Here is an 18,071-nt window from a genome sequence, read left to right on the forward strand (position 1 = left end):
CACCCGTGTCAGCCCGGATGGCCTGTGGATCGAACTGCACGGGCGGTCGGAAGCAGGAACCCGCCGAGACGACTGCGCAAGGAGCCATCCATGCGTAGCGTGGTAGGAATCTCCGGCCTAAAGGCCGGGGAGGATGTCAATGCTTGTTTCCCGTACTGCTCAGCCACAGCCTCTGGCCGTTCCTGGAACGCACTACGCGCCCACCAGTAGCAAGCGCACCGTCTTGGCATGTAGCTGGCGCTGCTTTCTGACCGCTATCTTGGAGGTCTGAAACTTGAGCAGCGAGACAATAAACCAAGACAATAAACAATGTCAAATAATGTCAAAGAAAATGTCAAAGAATAAATGTCAAAGTTGTCCACCCAGAACCTGGCCGCCTTGGCGCTCATCCCGCAAGTCTTGAATGGGCCAACGCAAACAATGACTGCCACTTTCTGGTTTGGTACGGGACTGCCTTCGCCCAATCTGGTAGAGAAGGCAAGATGTGGTGAGTAGCTACTTGCATCCAGGTGGACGCTCGCCTTCTAAAGACTTCCTAGGGTGCGGTTATAAACAAACCGAGCTGTTCCCAACCACTGCTGCAGCGTCTGTCGCTGTTGTGCTGTCGGATACATCTCGTCCCCCAATCTTTTTGCCGGCGCCGGAGATGGAAACTTGCCGGTTGTCTCACCGCCATTTGGAATGGCCAACTGCAAGCCCAAAATCTGGGGGCGCGCAGGGAGGCCGAGACCTCCCTGCTTGTATACTTCTCTTGCGGCTGAGCTGAGCTCGAGGCCAAGCATGATCCCACCGCAAACTGCTATTCCCCAAGGGGCTGAGATCCTCTGCATCGGCACAGAATTGCTTTTGGGAGAGATCACCAATACCAATGCCCAGTACTTGGCAGCCGAGTTGGCGCAACTGGGGATCCCCCACTATTACCAAACGGTGGTGGGGGATAACGAGGCCCGCATTCACCACGCGCTGGAGGTGGCCTGTGGTCGTTCCAGCTTGATTCTGATCACCGGGGGTTTGGGGCCGACGCCGGACGATCTCACCCATGAGGCGCTGGCTTCCTTTTTTGGGGCGGAGATGGTGGAGCACCCCCAAGTGTGGGAAGAGATCCTGCAAAAGTACGGGCAGCGGGGCCTTGTGCCCTCGCCGAGCAATCGCAAGCAGGCTTTTCTGCCCCGGGGAGCGAGGGTGTTGCCCAACCCGCTTGGCAGCGCCTGTGGCCTCATCTGGCAGCCCCGGCCCGACCTGCACATTCTCACCTTCCCTGGGGTGCCGCGGGAGATGCAACACATGTGGCGGGAGACCGCCGTGCCTTATCTGCGCTCCATCGGCTGGGGAAAAGAGGTGTTCTACAGCCGGGTACTGCGCTATTGGGGCATTCCCGAATCGACGCTGGCCGAACGGCTGGGATCCCTGTTGGCGGGGGAAAACCCTACGGTGGCTCCCTACGCCAGCCAGGGGGAGGTACGCCTGCGGGTTACCGGACGTGCTCCCAGTCGTGAAGAGGCCCAAGCCTTGATCGCCCCGGTGGTGGAGCAGATTTTACAGATTTCTGGAGAAGACTACTTCGGCAGCGATGACGCCACCTTGGCCGGTGTGGTGGGAGAGCTGTTGCTGCAACGGGGTCAAACTCTGGCGGTGGCAGAATCCTGCACCGGCGGGCTGCTGGGGCAGTTGGTGACCGGGATCCCGGGCAGCTCCCGCTATTTTGTGGGGGGGATCGTGGCCTACGACAACCGCATCAAGGAGCAGCTTTTACAGGTGAATCCGGAAACCCTGCGACAGCACGGGGCCGTGAGCGAGGCGGTGGCCGCCCAAATGGCGCTGGGGGCCAAGCAAGTCCTGGGCTCCAACTGGGCCTTGAGCATCACCGGCATTGCCGGGCCAGAGGGAGGCACCGCCACCAAGCCAGTCGGTCTTGTGTATCTGGGCTTGGCGGATCCGCAAGGGAAGGTGGAAGTACACGAGTACCGGTTTGGCAGCCTGCGCGGCAGAGAGGGGGTGCGTTGGTGGAGCGCCCAGACGGCTCTGGATCGCTTGCGGCGGCGCTTGCTCTGCTACCCCCTTTAGGGGGGATCCAGTCTCTCGGGGTTGGATCCCTGAGTAAGCTGGGGGAGCAGATGGATCCAACCGATCTCCAGAAGCAGACCCTACCAGGCAAGGAGCAAGCCGATGATCCCCGATGCCGTCCAGGCGGGCAAGGAAGCCCTGCGGCAGGGCCGCCTTCAAGAGGCCATCCAACTTTTTGAAGGCTACCTGGCCCAATCCCGTCAGCAGGACAAAGCATTAGGGATCCCGGCAGACTCATCTGACGGCGAAGCCCTGGAAGCCCAAATGAACCTGGTGCGGGCCTACCACCAGTTGGGCCAGACGGAGAAGGCACGGTCCCTCTGCCTAGAGCTGCTGCAACACCCCAACCCCCAGGCGCAAGGCTGGGCCAAGAAGATCTTGCTTCGCCTGCCCACTGCAACAGAGTCCCTGGCTGCTCCGTCCGCCAAACCTGTCGAACCGCGTTCTGCTCCCCCAGAGGAGCCGTCTCCTGGAGCGGGATCCCTGTCCACCCGTCAACGGGCCGCCCAACTGGGTATGAAGATCCCCCTGCCGGAGCGGGCCGGCCCCCTGCATTGGGCCAAGTGGGGATCCCTGGGGGTGGGCATTGTCTTCCTTTGGTGGCTGAGCTTTGTGTTGGTAGGCAGCCATCTGGATTTTGGCCGGCTGAGTTTTCCGCGGCAGCTTTGGTTTTTGCAGGGGTTGCTGCCCTGGCTGCGCAATGGCCTGCGGTGGTTGGTGGCCGGCAGCCTGGCGGTCAACTTTGGAGTAGGCCTTCTCTTTTTTGCCCCCTGGCTGATGGATCAGCTCCACCAACGGCTGCACAAGTTGCGTTGGGCCAGGCTTGGCGAAATCGAACGCCACAGCCCCGAAACGGCGCGCCTGCTGCAGCGCATCTGTGCCCAAAACCAGCTAAAACAGCCCCGACTGGGGGTGATCCCGGATGCTGGGCCGCTGGCCTTTGTTTACGGCACTTTTTCTGATGGCTGCCGCATTGTGGTCACCCAAGCCCTGTTGCAGCAGCTTTCTGAGGATGAGATTGCCGCCGTCTACGCCCAGGCCCTGGGGCGAATTGTTAATGGAGATATCCTGGTCATGACCCTGCTGGGATCCCCGATTCAACTGGTTTACCTGGCCCTAGAGCAGGTGAGCCAACTGGGAAGCAAACGGCGGGATCTCATCGGGCATGTGGCCCCGCTGCTCTACTTGATCTACACGGTGCTCTCCTACCCGCTGTTTTTCCTCTCCCGCCTGGGCACCTACCATGCCGACCATTTTGCCGTACAGGCAACCGGCAACCCGAACGGGCTGATCGCTGCTCTGCTCAAATCGGCTGCTGGCTTACAAGAGGCCCACAAAAATGACCGCCGACCTTCCTCGCTGTTGCACTGCACCCGCCTGTTCAGCTTTTTGGACTTCAAAACCATCGCCGCTGCCAGTGCTGCCGCCCGCCTCCAGGATCCCTCCCAAGCTGGCCAAGTCTTTCTTTGGGATCAAATCAACCCTTGGGCTCGCTGGATGCAGGTCAATTCCAGCCATCCGCTGCCGGGGCACCGCTTCAAGGTCTTGGCGGGATATGGAGAGCGGCTGCGCCTCCTGCCGGAGCTGAGCCTGGGATCCGGGTCCAAATTGGATGTGGCCCGCCTGCAAAGCCGGTTTTGGCTGGATCTGGCCATCTACGCAGCCGAAGTGGTCGGGATCCTCATTGGCTGGCTGGTGGGGCTGATCCTCTACCTGCTGCTGCAAAACCGTCTCGATCCCAAGGTGATCGCGGCAGCAGCGGTGGTGGGCTACGGGGTGGGCTTGTGGGCCAAAGCGGGGTTGATGTACGGGGGATCCCTGCCGGCAAGGCCGACGGATGTGCTCAGCTTGCTGGCGGATCCCGACGCGGATCCCCGCCGCGGACAATGGGTGGAGCTGGAGGGGGAATTGGTGGGACTGGGCCGCTCCGGCTATCAACTGGGGGCAGAGCTGAAGCTGCAAGAGGCCACAGGGCTGATCCCGGTGCGCTTCACCTCCCCTCTGGGCCCGGTGGGCAATGTCTTTTCCGGCCTGAAGCAGATCCGCGCCCTGGTGGGCCGGCGCGTCAAAGTGGTGGGCTGGTTCCGCCGCGGCAATACTGCTTGGGTGGATCTGGCCTACGTCCAGGTGGGATCCAATAAGCTGCACAGCCGACCGCGCCTTTGGCTGGTTGTGTTCGGCTTGGGAGTCATCCTGCTGGGGATTTGGGGGGCGTTCTATTTCCCCAACTTGGCCTCTTACCTGCGGCGGTGGTGAGCCGGGTTCTCTTCCAGTTGGCTGAGAAAACTAGCGGCGAGAGGGCGTTAACTGTGCCTTGCGCAGGCGCACCGACTGGGGCGTGATCTCCACCAGCTCATCCTCGCCGATGTATTCCAAAGCCCGCTCCAGGGTCATCTCCACCGGCGCTTGCAAGTGCACCAGCTCCTCCCCGCCCGCAGCCCGGTGGTTGGTCAGTTGCTTGGTCTTGCAGACGTTCAGCTCCAAGTCTTGGGGACGGTTGTGCTCGCCCACGATCATGCCCTTGTAAACGCGGGTACCTGGCGTAATAAAGAATACACCTCGATCTTCCGCATTCTTGAGGGCATAGGTAGTGGCCACCCCTTCTTCAAAAGCAATCAGCACCCCGTTGCGGCGCATTTCCATCTCAGAGGTCAGGGGACGGTATTCCAAAAAGCTGTGGCTCATGATCCCCTCGCCGCGGGTGATGCGGATAAACTCCCCCCGAAAGCCGATCAGCCCTCGCGCCGGAATGACAAACTCCAGCTGAGCCCGACCATCGGATCCCACCATCATGTTCTGCATTTCTCCCCGCCGTTGCCCCAGTCGCTCGATACAAGCCCCCACCGTTGCTTCCGGCACATCCAGCACCAAACACTCGTAGGGCTCATAGGGCTGGCCGTTGACCTCGCGGAAAATCACCTTCGGCTGCCCCACCTGAAACTCATAGCCTTCCCGCCGCATGGTTTCCAGCAAGATGCCCAGGTGCAGCTCGCCCCGCCCCGACACCAAAAAGCGATCCGGCGAGTCGGTTTCTTCCACCCGCAGCGCCACGTTGGTTTCCAGCTCCCGCATCAGGCGCTCCCGCAGTTGCCGCGAAGTTACAAAAGTACCCTCTTGCCCGGCGAAGGGGGAGTCGTTGACGCAGATCATCACCTGCAATGTGGGCTCGTCCACTTTGATGAGCGGCAAAGCCTGGGGATTCTCGGGAGAGGTGAGGGTATGGCCGATGTTGGCCTCGGCAAACCCCGCCACGGCGACAATGTGGCCGGCGGTGGCTTCCGTCAGCTCGATGCGCTGCAGCCCCTGAAAGCCGAACAGCTTGGTTACTTTGCCCTTGGCAATGGATCCATCCTCTTTCACCACTGCCAATGGATTCCCCAGGCGGATGGTGCCGTTGTGGATCTTGCCGATCACAATCCGGCCCAGGTATTCCGAATACTCCAGCGTGGTGACCTGCAGTTGCAGCGGCTTGCCGGGATCCCCAATGGGAGGTGGGACATGCTTGAGAATGGCCTCGAAAAGAGGCTTCATATCCAGGGATCCGCTGTACTTCCCTTCCAGAAAGTCTTTGAGATGGGCTTCTTCCAGGGCAAAGCCGCGCAACCCAGAGGCAAATAGATAGGGGAAGTCGCACTGGTCTTCGTCTGCCCCCAGCTCCAAGAACAAATCCAGCACCTTGTCGACGGCTTTGTAGGGCTCGGCGCGAGGCCGATCAATCTTGTTGACCACCACAATTGGGCGCAGGCCCTTCTCCAAGGCTTTGCGCAGCACAAAGCGGGTTTGCGGCATCGGGCCTTCGTTGGCATCCACGATCAACAAGCAGCCCTCCACCATCCCCAGCACCCGCTCCACCTCGCCCCCGAAATCGGCGTGGCCAGGGGTGTCGACGATGTTGATCAAGGTTTCGCCGTAGCGGACGGCTGTGTTTTTGGCCAAGATGGTAATGCCCCGCTCCCGCTCCAGCGTGTTGGAGTCCATCACACAGGTGGGAATGTCTTCCCCCTCCCGAAAGATGCCCGCCTGGCGTAACAGGGCATCCACAAGGGTAGTTTTGCCGTGGTCGACGTGGGCGATGATGGCAACGTTGCGGATGGGGAGTGACATATTAACCATTGACCAGCAGGATGTCGCCCTACAAGCAGGAGTGCCTTAGGGATTTCTTTACAACTCTAACGCAAAGGAGCGTTACGTTGCTAAACACTCCTGGCTTTGGGCTTAGCCCCAGCACTCCCAAAGGGTTATCCCGACTGCCTCAATATCCAGAGGGATCCCCTACATATCGGCGCCGCGCAGATAGAGCAGCAGGATGACCGCCGGGCCTGCCAAGACAATCAAGGCCAGCAGAGCCAACTGCACAAAAACTTCGTATTGTCCGAACATAATCCCAGATCCTGTGGCTTACGCTTTGTATCCTAAGGGGTGCCCTCCACCCCAGATGGGAGAGCTGTTACAATTCTTCAAGTCATGCGCTCTTCGCCAAGGGATCCCTAGCGCTCCTGCTGGGCTTGAAACACCACCGGATCCAGGTTGAACAGTTCCTGCAAGATCCGCATGGCTGCCCGCCGCGCCTCAATATCCCGTTTGGCCCGCAGTTGCACCATCGGGTCGTGCAGGATCTTGTTGACGATGCCGCGGGTCAAGGCGTCGATCACCTCCAGATGCTTTTCGGCGAAGTCTTTGCCCAGGCGGGAGAGGGCTTTTTCCATTTCCTGTTCGCGGATAGACTCCACCTTGTGGCGCAGGCTGGAAATGGTGGGCACCGTCTCCAGAGAACGCCACCACTCCATGAATTGATCCACCTCTTCTTCCACCAGGGCTTCGGCAGCCAGAGCCAGCTTTTGCCGTTGGGCGCGGTTTTCTTCCACGATGCGGGAGAGGTGATCCACATTGAACACCTGTACCCCCTTCAGCTTTTCCACGTCGGGATCGATGTTGCGGGGCACAGAGATATCCACCAACAACAGCGGCTGATCTGGCTGCAGCACCCCTGCCAGTTGCTGGTAGGTGAGGATCGGCTGGGTGGCACCGGTGCTGGTGAAGACCAAGTTGGACTCGGCCACGCTGCTCAGCAGCGACTCCCAGGGCAACACCTGGATCGGCTGCTCGAATTGCTTGGCCAGGGCTTCGGCCCGCTCCAGGGAGCGGTTGACCACCGTGATATCGACTGCCCCTTTGGCCAACAGGTGCTGCACCAACAGACGGGCCATTCTCCCCGCCCCCACCACGGTAACTTTGCCCTGAGAGAGGGATCCCTGCTCTTGCAGAGCCAACTCCACCGCTGCCGAGCTGATGGACATGGCGCCGGTGCCGATCTCCGTTTCGGTACGGACGCGCTTGCCGGCGGTAATGGCTGCCTTAAAAAGGCGATTGAGGATGCGATCCATGCCGTTGCAGGCTTGGCCCAGTTGCTGGGCTTTTTTCACCTGCGAGAGGATCTGCCCTTCTCCCAGCACCAAGCTGTCCAGACCGGCAGCCACCCGCATCAGGTGGGTTACGGCATCTTGGTAGAGAAGGGTAAACAGGTGCGGACGCAGTTGGGGCAAGGGGATCCCTTTCAGCTCAGCCAAGAACTGCATCGTCTGCCGGACACCACTCTCCATTTCTGAGGTGACGATGTAGACCTCCAGCCGGTTACAGGTGCTGAGGATCGCAGCCTCCTCAATGTGGGGGTGGGCGCGAAGCTGCTGGATCGTCTCTCCCACCTCCGCCTCCGCGATGCTGAGGCGCTCCCGAATCTCCACAGGAGCTGTGCGATGGCTAAGACCGACAACCGCGATAAACATGCCTCTCCGTCGTCTGTACAGCAACAGCAAGAGTTATTAAAAACAAAAACTCTGAACAAAAGCAAATATTGTTTCAGAGAGAAAGCAAGAGCTGTGACCGATACGAGGGGATCCCTTGACTCGGTTCCAGCAAGCTTAGGTAACTTTTCTCAGCCTACCTAAACCCTAAGACCAGTATCGAACCGGTTTTGCCGGATTTTGCTGAAGAGTTATTACGTTTTCACGGGTTGGGGCTTGATAGATTTCGTAACTTTCCCAAAAAGGCAAGGGCGACCTCCAGCAGGGGAAAGCCGCCCCGATCTGCGAGGATGTTGGGTAGGGGATCCCTTAGCGCAGCTGCAGTCCGCGGGGCTGCTGGCCATCTTTCATGTGGATGGTATCCACAAAGCGCACCGTGCGGGATTGGCTGGAAATCACCAAGGTCTCGGTGCGGGCCCCACCCCCAAAGAAACGTACCCCGCGCATCAAGTCACCATCGGTGATCCCGGTGGCAGCAAAGAGAACTTCCTTGCCACTGGCCAGCTCCTCACACTCCCACACCTTGTCGGGATCCTCGATGCCTTTTTCTTTGAGTTCCCGTCGCGTTTCCTCCACAGGCGGCAGGTAAGTGCCCGCCTGAACCACCTCGGGATCGTAGATCAGCCGACCCTGGAAGTGGGCGCCCAAGCACCGCAGAGCAGCTGCCGAGATCACCCCCTCAGGAGCAGCTCCGATCCCCATCAGGGCATGAATGCCGGTGCCATTGAAGCCTGCCGAGAGAGCCGCCGAGATGTCGCCATCGGTGATCAGCTTCACCCGTGCCCCCGCCTCTCGAATTTGGCGAATCAGATCGAGGTGGCGCTTGCGATCCATGACCACCACCGTCAGATCCGACACCTCCCGATCCAGGCTTTCGGCGATGATCCTGAGATTTTTCTCTGGCGGATAGTCGATGTGCACCTTGCCCTTGGCCTGGGGCGGAGCTGCCAGCTTTTGCATGTAGATGTCCGGGGCGTGGAGAAGGCCGCCTTTCTCGGAGATGGCCAGCACCGCCATGGAGCCATTTTGGCCTTTGGCCACCAGGTTGGTGCCCTCGCAAGGATCCACAGCGATGTCAATCTCCACCAGCTCTTCCACACGGCAGAACTGCTCAGCATCCGGGCGGGTACAGATGCCCACTTCTTCGCCGATGTAGAGCATGGGGGCCTCATCGCGGGTTCCTTCCCCGATGACGATGCGACCGCGCATAGGCATCTGGTTGAGTTTCTCCCGCATGGCCTCTACAGCCACCTGGTCGGCGGTCTTGTTGTCCCCTTTGCCCATCCAGCGGGCGGCGGCAATGGCAGCCTGCTCCACGACTTCGATGATCTCTAGCCCCAACTTGTTGTCCACGATGTGCCCCCTTGCTGATCTCGGAATGGTGAAGGCCAACTTAAGGATATCTTCAGACTCTTCCCCTCAGTTTACCAGGGCAGGCTTCTCCTCGGGATCCCATTCTCTCAACCCCAATAAGCTGAGAGAACAAATCTCCCAAAGCCAGTCAGGAAGAGCGATCCCCGTCTTGGCAGCTTACTATTGCCGCTTGGGGATCAGGGATGGTAGCCTATTTTAAGGGCAATAAGTTTTTCTTAACGCCATTAAAAAAACGCAATGAAAAGATACGCTTTTGTCAACCGTTCCGGACAGGTTCAGGTGATCCGAACGATCCCCGGCCACTGGGAGCGCACCCTCTTTCCCGGCCAGCAGGCGATTTTTGAGGCGGAGCCGGACGACTATCTGGAAGTCTACAGTTGCTGCTGCTCCACCGCCATCCTGGAAGAGCGCCGCCTCTGTCGCTATCTGGTGGATTCTTCCTCGCCTGAGGTTGACCTCTACCTGTGGTCATCTTCGCAACGGGGAACTCTGGCGGATGCGTTGAATGGTTGACAGGCTCTAGCGGCTGGCTGCCCCATAGGGGCAAGAGGACTGGGTTTGCCCAGGATAACTAGATTGGGGATCGCTTCTCCTGAGGCCGATCCCCGGATTTTTCAGAGGGCGGATGCGGATCTGGAGAAGGGGCATCGGGGGGACGGGTCAGGCAACTGTCCCGCGCAGCATTGCGAAAGGTATCGATGCGCTCCACGCAATTTTGATGGCCGCAATAGGGGCAATACAGGCGATCCCCAGGTTGCGGCTCCACGTCGGCCTGGCTCCACCACCGCCGACAGCGATCACAACAGAAGTGATAGAGGAACTCCAGCGCCACCCTCATGACAACAGGATCCCTTGCAGAGCCGAACCGATCAGCATGGAAAAATGGGGATTATCCGGATCCCAGCAGTTGGGATCCCTCCCTAGCCCTCGGATTAAGACAAACTCATTATGAGTATGGTATGTTAGGTTTGGTTTACATTTGCACTTTACCGCAAGGAGCGTTGATTTATGTCTCAGGAAGGATGCCTGCGAGTGGGGCAGCCCGCTCCCGATTTTTCCGCCACCGCCGTCTATGACATGGAATTCAAGACGGTGAAGCTCTCCGACTACAGGGGTAAGAAGTATGTGGTGTTGTTCTTCTACCCCTTGGACTTCACCTTTGTCTGCCCAACGGAGATCACGGCCTTCAGCGACCGCTATGACGACTTTGCCAAGCTGGATACCGAGATCCTGGGTGTTTCAGTGGATAGCGAATACTCTCACTTGGCCTGGATCCAGACCGACCGCAAAGCCGGAGGGGTGGGTGAGCTGAGGTATCCTCTGGTCTCTGACCTGAAAAAGGAGATCAGCGCTGCCTACAATGTTCTGGATCCGGAGGCCGGTGTGGCGCTGCGCGGCCTGTTCATCATCGACAAAGAAGGGATCATCCAGCACGCCACCATTAACAACCTGGCCTTTGGCCGCAGTGTGGATGAAACCTTGCGCACCCTGCAAGCCATCCAATACGTGCAATCTCACCCCGATGAAGTTTGCCCGGCCAACTGGCAGCCCGGCCAGAAAACCATGCACCCCGACCCGGTGAAATCCAAGGAGTTCTTCGCGGCGATTGCCAAGTAGGTTGGCCCAGATCCTGCCTCAGGGATCCCGGGCTTTTTCGGGTATGGCTCCAGCCCCGGGTGGGCTGGGGCTTTTCTTCGCCAGGGGCAGCCCGACTCTTCCCAAAAGGGACAAGCAACAGCAGAGGGGCTGGGGGTGAGGGCCGTCGGCAACCGCTCCAGAACCAGGTGCCCGCGAACAAATAAAGATCCCCTGAATTGACCAGGGGATCCGACAAGACAAGGGCCGCTGGACTTAGTCCCAGGGTTTCCCGCCGGTGAACTTGTAGGTAATCGGCTCTTTGTTTTTGCCGATGTTGCGATCCACTTTGCCGATGGGCTCGCGGCCTTCGTTGACCTTCTCGGGAAAGACGCCGTCTTTGGGATGCACCAACACAGGCTCCCCCCCCGCGGGAATGCGGAAGATCTGGTAGTCGTTGATCTTGTAGTCGGATCTCAACTGGGCACCCAGCGCCAAACACTGCTCTTTGCGGGCAAAGGTGAGAAAGTTTTTGCCTTCCACCATCTCAGCAGCGCCGCCGGTGGGCATTTCAAACACCTGCCCCGGCTTGCCCGTCCAGGTAATGACGTATTTTTCTTCGGTTTCGGCTGCGCTCAACAGCCCTCCGGTGGATCCCCCAAATAGAGGCAGCTTTGCTCCCTGACGAGGATCGCCTTCCATCACAGCCATAGTCTACCTTTCTCAACTCGTTGTGGTTTGCGGTGGTTTGCCTTGTCCAAACCGCGGTTTGCGGCGCGAAGCACTTTGAATCTACCACTGACTCGATTTTTGGCCCCAGTTCCGCCTGGGAACTGTAATCTTTCGTAGCAGACTGGCTGGCCCTCAGACGGATCCCTGGGCGCCCTGTAGGCCACCATAGAACAAGCCGGAGACTTACGGCTCTCTGGAAAAGGAATAGCGCCCATGGCTCAGTGGTCACTCCATCCCAGCTCGCAATCCAATGCCAGGGTCATTCTCATCCCCACCGCCTTTGGCCACGACACTCAGGCTCCAATGGCCATTCTCAACGCCGGTTCAGAGCTGTGTGCCTTCGAGCCGAGGTTGGGGATCGATGTGGATAAGCTGGCGGTGGCGCAGTTGCCGGGGCTGGTGGATGAGCCTCCCTACGGCATGTGTGAGGCGGCGGTGACTCAAGCTTGGAGACGACAACAATGGCCGGTGCTGTTGCCTTCGGTCTTGGCCGCCAGTTGGGGGGCCATTCGTGCCCTTTGGAAACACCACCCAACCCTGAGCGTGGTGCATTGCAGCGCTCATGCCAATCTGATGCCGCCGCCGGAGATGACCCAGCCGGATCAAGATACAAGCTATGGCAGTGCTGCCTGGGTGGAGTTGCTCTATCAGCACAAGCTGCCGGTGATCCATGTGGGATTGCGCAGCGGCAGTGCGCGGGCCTACGCATGGCTGAAAGCCCACCACAGCCCAATATTCTGGGCCCAAGATGGCTGGGATCCCCAGCAGGTGGTGGCCTCTTTGCCGGATCAACCGGTGTTTTTGGTGGTGGACTGCAGTGTGTTGGATCCTTCCTTGGCGCCCGCGGTGCATCACCCAGAGCCAGGGGGGGTGAGTTGGCCGCAACTGTTGCAGACCTGTGAGGCCATCTTTGCTGCTCGTCCTGTGGTTGGCCTTTCACTGGGAGGGGTGGCGGTGGGATCCGCAACGCGGCAAACCGCTCGTGTGGTGGCCCGCCTGCTCAATTGGTTGCTGGCCTGCTATGCCCTCCACTCCCTGAAGGTGACTGCTCAACCGCAACCTGCCCAGACTGTTTAAGCTGCTCAGGTCTGAACATTCATTTGGGATGGTCGAATGAACCTCTATCGCCGAATAATCTTCCCGCAACTGTTGGATCTGGCCCTCTCGGGGGAACGGATGGAGCGCTATCGGCGGCAGCTTCTGGCCCATGTGCAGGGAGCTGTTCTGGAGATTGGTTTTGGCACCGGCCTCAACCTACCCTGCTACCCAGAGCACATTCGCAAGATCACAGGGGTAGATCCCAATCCTGGCATGGGATCCCTGGCTCGTCGGCGCATTGCCTCTTCTCCCATCGCCGTTGATTGGCAAGTGGCGGATGCCCAGGAACTGCCTTTTCCAAGCCAGAGTTTTGATAGCGTGGTTAGCACCTGGACATTGTGCAGCATTCCTAATGTGGCCAAGGCTTTGAGAGAGATCCGGCGGGTGTTGCGAGCAGGGGGAAAGCTGTTTTTTCTCGAACACGGCCTCAGCGAGGATCCCCAGGTGCAAAGATGGCAAAATCGTCTCAACCCCCTCCAAAAAGTGATTGCAGATGGCTGCAACCTCAACCGAGATATGGCCCGGTTGATCCGAGAAGCGGGGTTTCGGTTTGAGCAACTGGAGCGGTTTTATATGGCCGACCAGCCCAAGTTTATCGGCTACACCTATCAAGGCATAGCACTCCCTGACCCGGAAGGAAGCTGCGGATCCCAGGGGGCTTGAGCAGCCACCAATTTTCCAACAGCTCTCTACCTGTTCGCCTTTCTAATCACATAGTCTAATCACACAGTTGCAGACGGGATTGCGGCTGCCGCATGGCCGGGTCGATCTCGTAGGTCAGCTCAAAGTTGATCACCCGCCAGCGCTGAGGGGATCCACCCCTATCCTCTGGGATTTGGGAGCTGAAGCTGACGGGCAAGCCATAGAGGCGAGGTGGGCCAGGACGACGGTGGGATCCCTGCTCCAGATAAGGGGTGAGCAGCTGGCGGTAGCGCTCGGCCACGATCACCTGAGTGGCTCGCATCCCTTGCATGCGCAGCCGATCCAACTCTTCATGAATCTCAAAACGGATCCCATCGGCGTGGGTGTGCTGACGAAACCAGCGACCTTCCCAAAAGCGCCAGCGCCGTCCGGATTGCAGGTGTACCAGCTCCTCTTGTTCGGCATCCGCCTCAAACGCACCGTGGCGAGGGCAGAGGTAGGTATCGGTCAGGGTGAGGGCCGCAATCGTTTGCCGACAGTGGGGGCACTGAATGCTGGGGCCGAAGATCGGGTAGGAAAAGGCAACAGTCATAGGAAACCCCACAAAACGCGGCTGGATATCTGGGCAAATCCGCAGTTGTCCACATTATAGATGTTGCCTTTTGGGGATCCCCATGACAAAACCGGAGGAGATCTTCTAAATTAGGAGGTAGGGGGGATGCGCTCGAAGTCTGTACTGATTCTGGGCGAGCCTCAAGGAGCTCCGCGATAGCAACGGGGAGTGGGTGGTACCCACTTCTTTGCTTTTTGAGGGGGCTTACTGTCCCCTTTGCCGGCTCCGGCTCCAAGGGGTTTGGATCTGGCGGCAACACCCGGTTGGTGACAAGTTGGTTATGGTTCACCCTCTTATTCCACAGTTGGAGAGCTTGGCCCGTCCCTTGGCCGCTCAACTGGGATACCAGTTGGTGCAGATGGTTTTCCACACCAACCAGCATCCGCCAGTTCTGCGGGTGGATATCCGCCCACTGGATCCCGACCGAGAAACCAGCCATGCCGATTGCGAAGCCATGAGCCAAGCCTTGGAAGTCGAGCTGGATCGGGTGGATCTGATCCCCGGCCAGTACGTGTTGGAGGTGTCCAGCCCTGGCATCAGCAACCTTCTCACCAGCGATCGCGACTTTGTGGTTTTCAAGGGATTCGCGGTGGAGGTGACCTTGGATCCACCCTACAAGGGCAAAGCCGTTTGGTCAGGACACCTGCTGGGTCGGGATGAGGAGAGGGTTGCCTTATCCCTCAAGGGGCGGCGAGTTCAGTTGCCCCGCGCTTCGGTGCAGCGGGTTGCCCTCTCATCGGAAACTGACTAGGAGACCGGAGATAGAGAGAGCGTTTGACCGCAGGTGGTGCGGCCCTCCCTTCGCATCAGAGATGCGGGTTCAGTTCCCGCTGTGGAGCAATAGCAACAGCAAGTTTCACGAAGTTTGTGCAGGAGGACAGTGGTTATGGCGATGGTGCCTCTGCCGGGTTTGGCGGAAATGGTGGAGATGATCTCGCGGGAGCGCAACTTGCCCCGCCATGTGGTCACCGATGCCCTGCGAGAGGCGCTGCTCAAGGGCTACGAACGCTACCGCAAAACCATCCAGCGAGATGTGGTCTTTGCAGAAGACCACTTCCGCAATTTCGATGTGGAGTTGGATGTGGAGGCAGGAGGCTTTCGCGTTTTGGCCACCAAAGCCATCGTTGAGCAGGTGCAAAACCCCGACCATGAGATCTCTCTGTACGATGTGCAGCAGGATTACCCAGAAGCCGAAGTAGGCTGGGAAGTCACAGATGATGTCACCCCACAACAGGCGGAATTTGGCCGCATGGCGGCCATCCAAACCAAGCAGGTGCTGGCGCAAAAGTTACGGGATCAGCAGCGCCGTCTGATTCAGGAAGAGTTCCGCGATCTGGAAAAAACCGTACTGCAGGCACGGGTGCTGCGCACCGAGCGGCAGACGGTGATCATGTCGGTATCCAGCGGTTTCGGACAACCTGAGGTGGAAGCAGAACTGCCCAAGAAGGAACAGCTGGCCAGCGATCGCTACACTCCCAACGCGGTGATGAAGGTCTATCTCAAGAAAGTCTATGAGGGATCCCGGCGGGGGCCACAGCTTTTGGTTTCCCGGGCCGATGCTGGCTTGGTGGTGAACCTGTTTGCCAACGAGGTGCCAGAAATTGAAGAGGATATCGTGCGGATTGTGGCAGTGGCGCGGGAGGCCAACCCCCCTTCCCGAAATGTGGGGCCACGTACCAAGATTGCGGTCGATACGGTGGAGCGGGACGTGGATCCAGTGGGGGCCTGTATTGGCGCGAGGGGATCCCGGATTCAGGCGGTGGTAGCGGAGCTGCGCAACGAGAAAATCGATGTCATCCGCTGGTCGCCGGATCCTGCCACCTACATTGCCAACGCCCTCAGCCCGGCCAAGGTGGTGGAGGTGCGGCTAGTGGATCCGGAAATCCAGCAAGCTCATGTGTTGGTCAACAGCGACCAGCTCAGTTTGGCCATTGGCAAAGAGGGGCAAAATGTGCGCCTGGCAGCCCGCCTCACCGGTTGGAAAATCGACATCAAGGAAGTGGAGAGCTACCGCGCAGCGCTGGAGGAAGCCCAAGCCCAAGGGCTGCCCTATCCCTTCATCACTCCAGCGGCACTGGAGCGCTTCCGGCGGCGGGCCGAACGGGCTGCTTTGGGCCTAGAGGATGAGGAATACGAAGAAAAGCGCCGCTTGGAGGAAGAGGAGCTGGCGGGAGACGAGAGGCTGGAGGAAGACTGGGCTGACGAGGACGAGGACTTCGACTACGACGCCGAGTTCGACATTGCCCAGCCAAAAGGGTAACCCTCTATTCTCACTCTGCCCGTAGAGAGTGGCTTCTATTGGAGGTCTGGGCCTTGGGATGAGTCTTGCTGCATGGGGTCACGGTTTCTATCCTGAAGCAATGTATTGAGCAGCAGAGTTCTCATGGTTTGGGCGCTTCGAGGCAGCATTCGCGAAGTGCGCTGCAGGCATATCTCCTTATTGAGTTCTCCTCGCGGGGTTTCCCACCAATTGGCTAAGCTGGAGAGGCAGGTACATCAAAACTCCTCTAAGCCGGAACTCAAACCTCAATCCAACACAGCGGGATCCCTTGGCTAGTTCAGAGTTTGCCCTGGAGCAGTTGCTCTTTGCCCCGGCCACGCCTGACCCCGACGCAGTGCGGGTGATCTATGCCTTTCCCAACACCTACGCAGTGGGGATCACCAGCCTGGGCTATCAAGTCATCTGGAGTCTGCTGGCCAGCCGCCGAGATGTGGCCGTCTCCCGCCTCTTTACGGATCTGGCTGAACCCCTGCCCCGGGAGCCGGAGCTGTTCGGCTTTTCCCTATCCTGGGAGCTGGATTATGTCCATATCCTGGCTCTGCTGGAACGGCACGGGATCCCTCCCAGATCTGAGGAGCGGGAAGAAGCCCACCCCTTGGTCTTTGGCGGCGGCCCGGTACTGACAGCCAACCCTGAGCCCTTTGCCGAGTTTTTTGACCTGATCTTGCTGGGGGATGGGGAAGGTCTTCTGGAGAAGATGATTGAGATCTATCGGCAGGTGCGCCAGGGATCCCGGGCTGAGAAATTGCAGGCGCTGGCGCAGGTGCCAGGGATCTATGTGCCCGGCTTGTATGAACCCCAATACCGGCAGCCCGACGGCCCGGTGGAGAAGGTGCTCCCCAAAGTGGCCGGGATCCCTAGCTCCATTCGCAAACACACCTTCCGCGGCAACACCCTCTCGGTTTCCACAGTAGTCACCCCCAAAGCGGCCTGGGAGAGCATCTACATGGTGGAGGTGGTGCGCAGCTGCCCGGAGATGTGTCGGTTTTGCCTGGCCAGCTATCTCACCCTGCCTTTCCGGGTGGCGGATGTGGAGGGGCATTTGATCCCGGCGGTAGAGCGGGGGCTGCAGGTCACTCAGCGGATTGGGTTGCTGGGGGCTTCTGTAACCCAGCACCCCCAATTTGAGCAGTTGCTGGAGCACTTGGCCCAGGATCGCTTCGAGCAGGTGCGTCTCAGTTTGGCCTCGGTGCGCACCGCTACCGTAACCCCACGTCTGGCGCAGGTACTCTCCCGCCGGGGCAGCCAGTCCATTACGGTGGCCATCGAAAGTGGCTCAGAACAACTGCGCCAGATCATCAACAAGAAGTTAAGCAACCCGGAAATCTTGGCAGCAGCAGCCCACGCCCAGGCTGGAGGTCTGAAGGGCATTAAGTTCTACGGCATGGTAGGGATCCCGGCGGAAACCCAGGCGGATTTGGAGGCCACAGTAGCCCTTTTCCAAGAGCTCAAAAAAGCGGCTCCCGGCCTGCGCCTGACGCTGGGTTGCAGCACCTTTGTGCCCAAAGCCCACACCCCTTTTCAGTGGCACGGAGTGGATCCCCAAGCCGAGAAAAAACTGCAGTTTTTCCAGAAACACCTGCGTCCCTTGGGGGTGGAGTTGCGCCCGGAAAGCTATAGCTGGTCCGTGATCCAGGCCCTCATCTCGCGAGGGGATCGGCGGGTGGGAAAAGTCTTGCAGTTGGCGCGGGACTTTGGCGAATCTTTGGGGAGCTACCGGCGCGCTTTCAAAGAGCTTAAAGGGCAACTGCCGCCCCTAGACTACTACGTGCACAGCCACTGGGATCCAGCGGATCCCTTGCCTTGGCAACACATCGAAGGGCCCCTCACCCCAGAGCGACTGTTGCAACATCGCCAGGAAGCTCTTTCTGTTCGCATCCCTTAGAGATGT

The 18,071-nt window shown here is 59.1% G+C and carries 17 protein-coding genes; 9 read left to right on the forward strand and 8 right to left on the reverse strand.

Translation table 11 applies throughout. From position 1 onward, the window contains the following. Positions 1-524: 524 nt before the first annotated feature. Entirely contained in the window at positions 525-830 is a 306-nt protein-coding gene (locus tag ACVWXW_RS10090; RefSeq protein ID WP_457403737.1) for a helix-turn-helix domain-containing protein, read from the reverse strand. On the opposite strand from ACVWXW_RS10090, the gene ACVWXW_RS10095 reads away from it, so the two are divergent. Both ACVWXW_RS10095 and ACVWXW_RS10100 read left to right on the forward strand, forming a co-directional pair. Further along, complete coding sequence (locus ACVWXW_RS10095; protein WP_414331859.1) at positions 781-2,064, forward strand: competence/damage-inducible protein A; 1,284 nt, start codon at positions 781-783, stop codon at positions 2,062-2,064. The two genes, ACVWXW_RS10090 and ACVWXW_RS10095, sit on opposite strands and share 50 nt — an antisense overlap. Positions 2,065-2,166: 102 nt before the next feature. After that, positions 2,167-4,320 (forward strand): M48 family metalloprotease, encoded by a 2,154-nt coding sequence (locus ACVWXW_RS10100; protein ID WP_414415703.1) that lies wholly within the window; start codon positions 2,167-2,169, stop codon positions 4,318-4,320. 30 nt (positions 4,321-4,350) lie between these two features. On the opposite strand, the gene typA is transcribed toward ACVWXW_RS10100, so the two are convergent. The 4 genes from typA to glpX form a co-directional block, all read right to left on the reverse strand. Then, the gene (typA, locus tag ACVWXW_RS10105) at positions 4,351-6,168 is read right to left on the reverse strand and encodes a translational GTPase TypA (RefSeq protein WP_457403738.1); all 1,818 of its coding nucleotides are present in this window, start codon (positions 6,166-6,168) and stop codon (positions 4,351-4,353) included. A 168-nt stretch (positions 6,169-6,336) separates the two neighbouring features. Next, positions 6,337-6,444 carry a photosystem II reaction center protein Ycf12/Psb30 gene (gene psb30, locus ACVWXW_RS10110; RefSeq protein ID WP_011433833.1) on the reverse strand — a complete coding sequence of 36 codons (108 nt, stop codon included), beginning with the start codon at positions 6,442-6,444 and terminating at the stop codon, positions 6,337-6,339. A 107-nt stretch (positions 6,445-6,551) separates the two neighbouring features. Continuing rightward, on the reverse strand, positions 6,552-7,847 hold the full coding sequence (locus tag ACVWXW_RS10115) for a glutamyl-tRNA reductase (protein WP_414342169.1): 1,296 nt from the start codon (positions 7,845-7,847) through the stop codon (positions 6,552-6,554). Between the two features lie 327 nt (positions 7,848-8,174). Continuing rightward, positions 8,175-9,218, reverse strand: a complete 1,044-nt coding sequence (gene glpX / locus ACVWXW_RS10120; protein WP_457403740.1) for a class II fructose-bisphosphatase — start codon at positions 9,216-9,218, stop codon at positions 8,175-8,177. A gap of 258 nt (positions 9,219-9,476) precedes the next feature. Here glpX and ACVWXW_RS10125 point away from each other — a divergent pair, with 258 nt between their 5' ends. Beyond that, positions 9,477-9,752 (forward strand): DUF1830 domain-containing protein, encoded by a 276-nt coding sequence (locus ACVWXW_RS10125; RefSeq protein WP_011433830.1) that lies wholly within the window; start codon positions 9,477-9,479, stop codon positions 9,750-9,752. 58 nt (positions 9,753-9,810) lie between these two features. On the opposite strand, the gene ACVWXW_RS10130 is transcribed toward ACVWXW_RS10125, so the two are convergent. Then, complete coding sequence (locus ACVWXW_RS10130; protein ID WP_457403741.1) at positions 9,811-10,077, reverse strand: hypothetical protein; 267 nt, start codon at positions 10,075-10,077, stop codon at positions 9,811-9,813. Positions 10,078-10,247: 170 nt separating this feature from the next. Here ACVWXW_RS10130 and ACVWXW_RS10135 point away from each other — a divergent pair, with 170 nt between their 5' ends. Beyond that, complete coding sequence (locus ACVWXW_RS10135) at positions 10,248-10,856, forward strand: peroxiredoxin (RefSeq protein WP_011433828.1); 609 nt, start codon at positions 10,248-10,250, stop codon at positions 10,854-10,856. A gap of 234 nt (positions 10,857-11,090) precedes the next feature. Here ACVWXW_RS10135 and ACVWXW_RS10140 read toward each other — a convergent pair whose 3' ends face one another. Beyond that, entirely contained in the window at positions 11,091-11,516 is a 426-nt protein-coding gene (locus ACVWXW_RS10140) for a photosystem I reaction center subunit II PsaD (protein ID WP_457385725.1), read from the reverse strand. 243 nt (positions 11,517-11,759) lie between these two features. Here ACVWXW_RS10140 and ACVWXW_RS10145 point away from each other — a divergent pair, with 243 nt between their 5' ends. Together ACVWXW_RS10145 and ACVWXW_RS10150 are read left to right on the forward strand one after the other, a co-directional pair. Then, positions 11,760-12,623 (forward strand): arginase family protein, encoded by an 864-nt coding sequence (locus tag ACVWXW_RS10145; protein WP_457403742.1) that lies wholly within the window; start codon positions 11,760-11,762, stop codon positions 12,621-12,623. 36 nt (positions 12,624-12,659) lie between these two features. After that, complete coding sequence (locus tag ACVWXW_RS10150) at positions 12,660-13,307, forward strand: class I SAM-dependent methyltransferase (protein WP_457403743.1); 648 nt, start codon at positions 12,660-12,662, stop codon at positions 13,305-13,307. 55 nt (positions 13,308-13,362) lie between these two features. Here the strand turns inward: ACVWXW_RS10150 and ACVWXW_RS10155 are convergent, their stop codons facing one another. Further along, on the reverse strand, positions 13,363-13,878 hold the full coding sequence (locus ACVWXW_RS10155) for a TIGR02652 family protein (protein ID WP_011433824.1): 516 nt from the start codon (positions 13,876-13,878) through the stop codon (positions 13,363-13,365). A 301-nt stretch (positions 13,879-14,179) separates the two neighbouring features. Between ACVWXW_RS10155 and rimP the strand changes: the two genes are divergently transcribed. The 3 genes from rimP (at position 14,180) to ACVWXW_RS10170 (ending at position 18,065) form a co-directional block, all read left to right on the forward strand. Beyond that, positions 14,180-14,650: a ribosome maturation factor RimP gene (gene rimP, locus ACVWXW_RS10160; protein WP_011433822.1), complete on the forward strand. Its 471-nt coding sequence runs from the start codon at positions 14,180-14,182 to the stop codon at positions 14,648-14,650. A gap of 135 nt (positions 14,651-14,785) precedes the next feature. Next, entirely contained in the window at positions 14,786-16,159 is a 1,374-nt protein-coding gene (gene nusA / locus ACVWXW_RS10165) for a transcription termination factor NusA (protein WP_457403745.1), read from the forward strand. Positions 16,160-16,448: 289 nt separating this feature from the next. Continuing rightward, positions 16,449-18,065: a B12-binding domain-containing radical SAM protein gene (locus ACVWXW_RS10170; protein WP_457403746.1), complete on the forward strand. Its 1,617-nt coding sequence runs from the start codon at positions 16,449-16,451 to the stop codon at positions 18,063-18,065. Positions 18,066-18,071: the final 6 nt, after the last annotated feature.

The organism is Thermostichus sp. MS-CIW-30 (genome assembly GCF_054058015.1).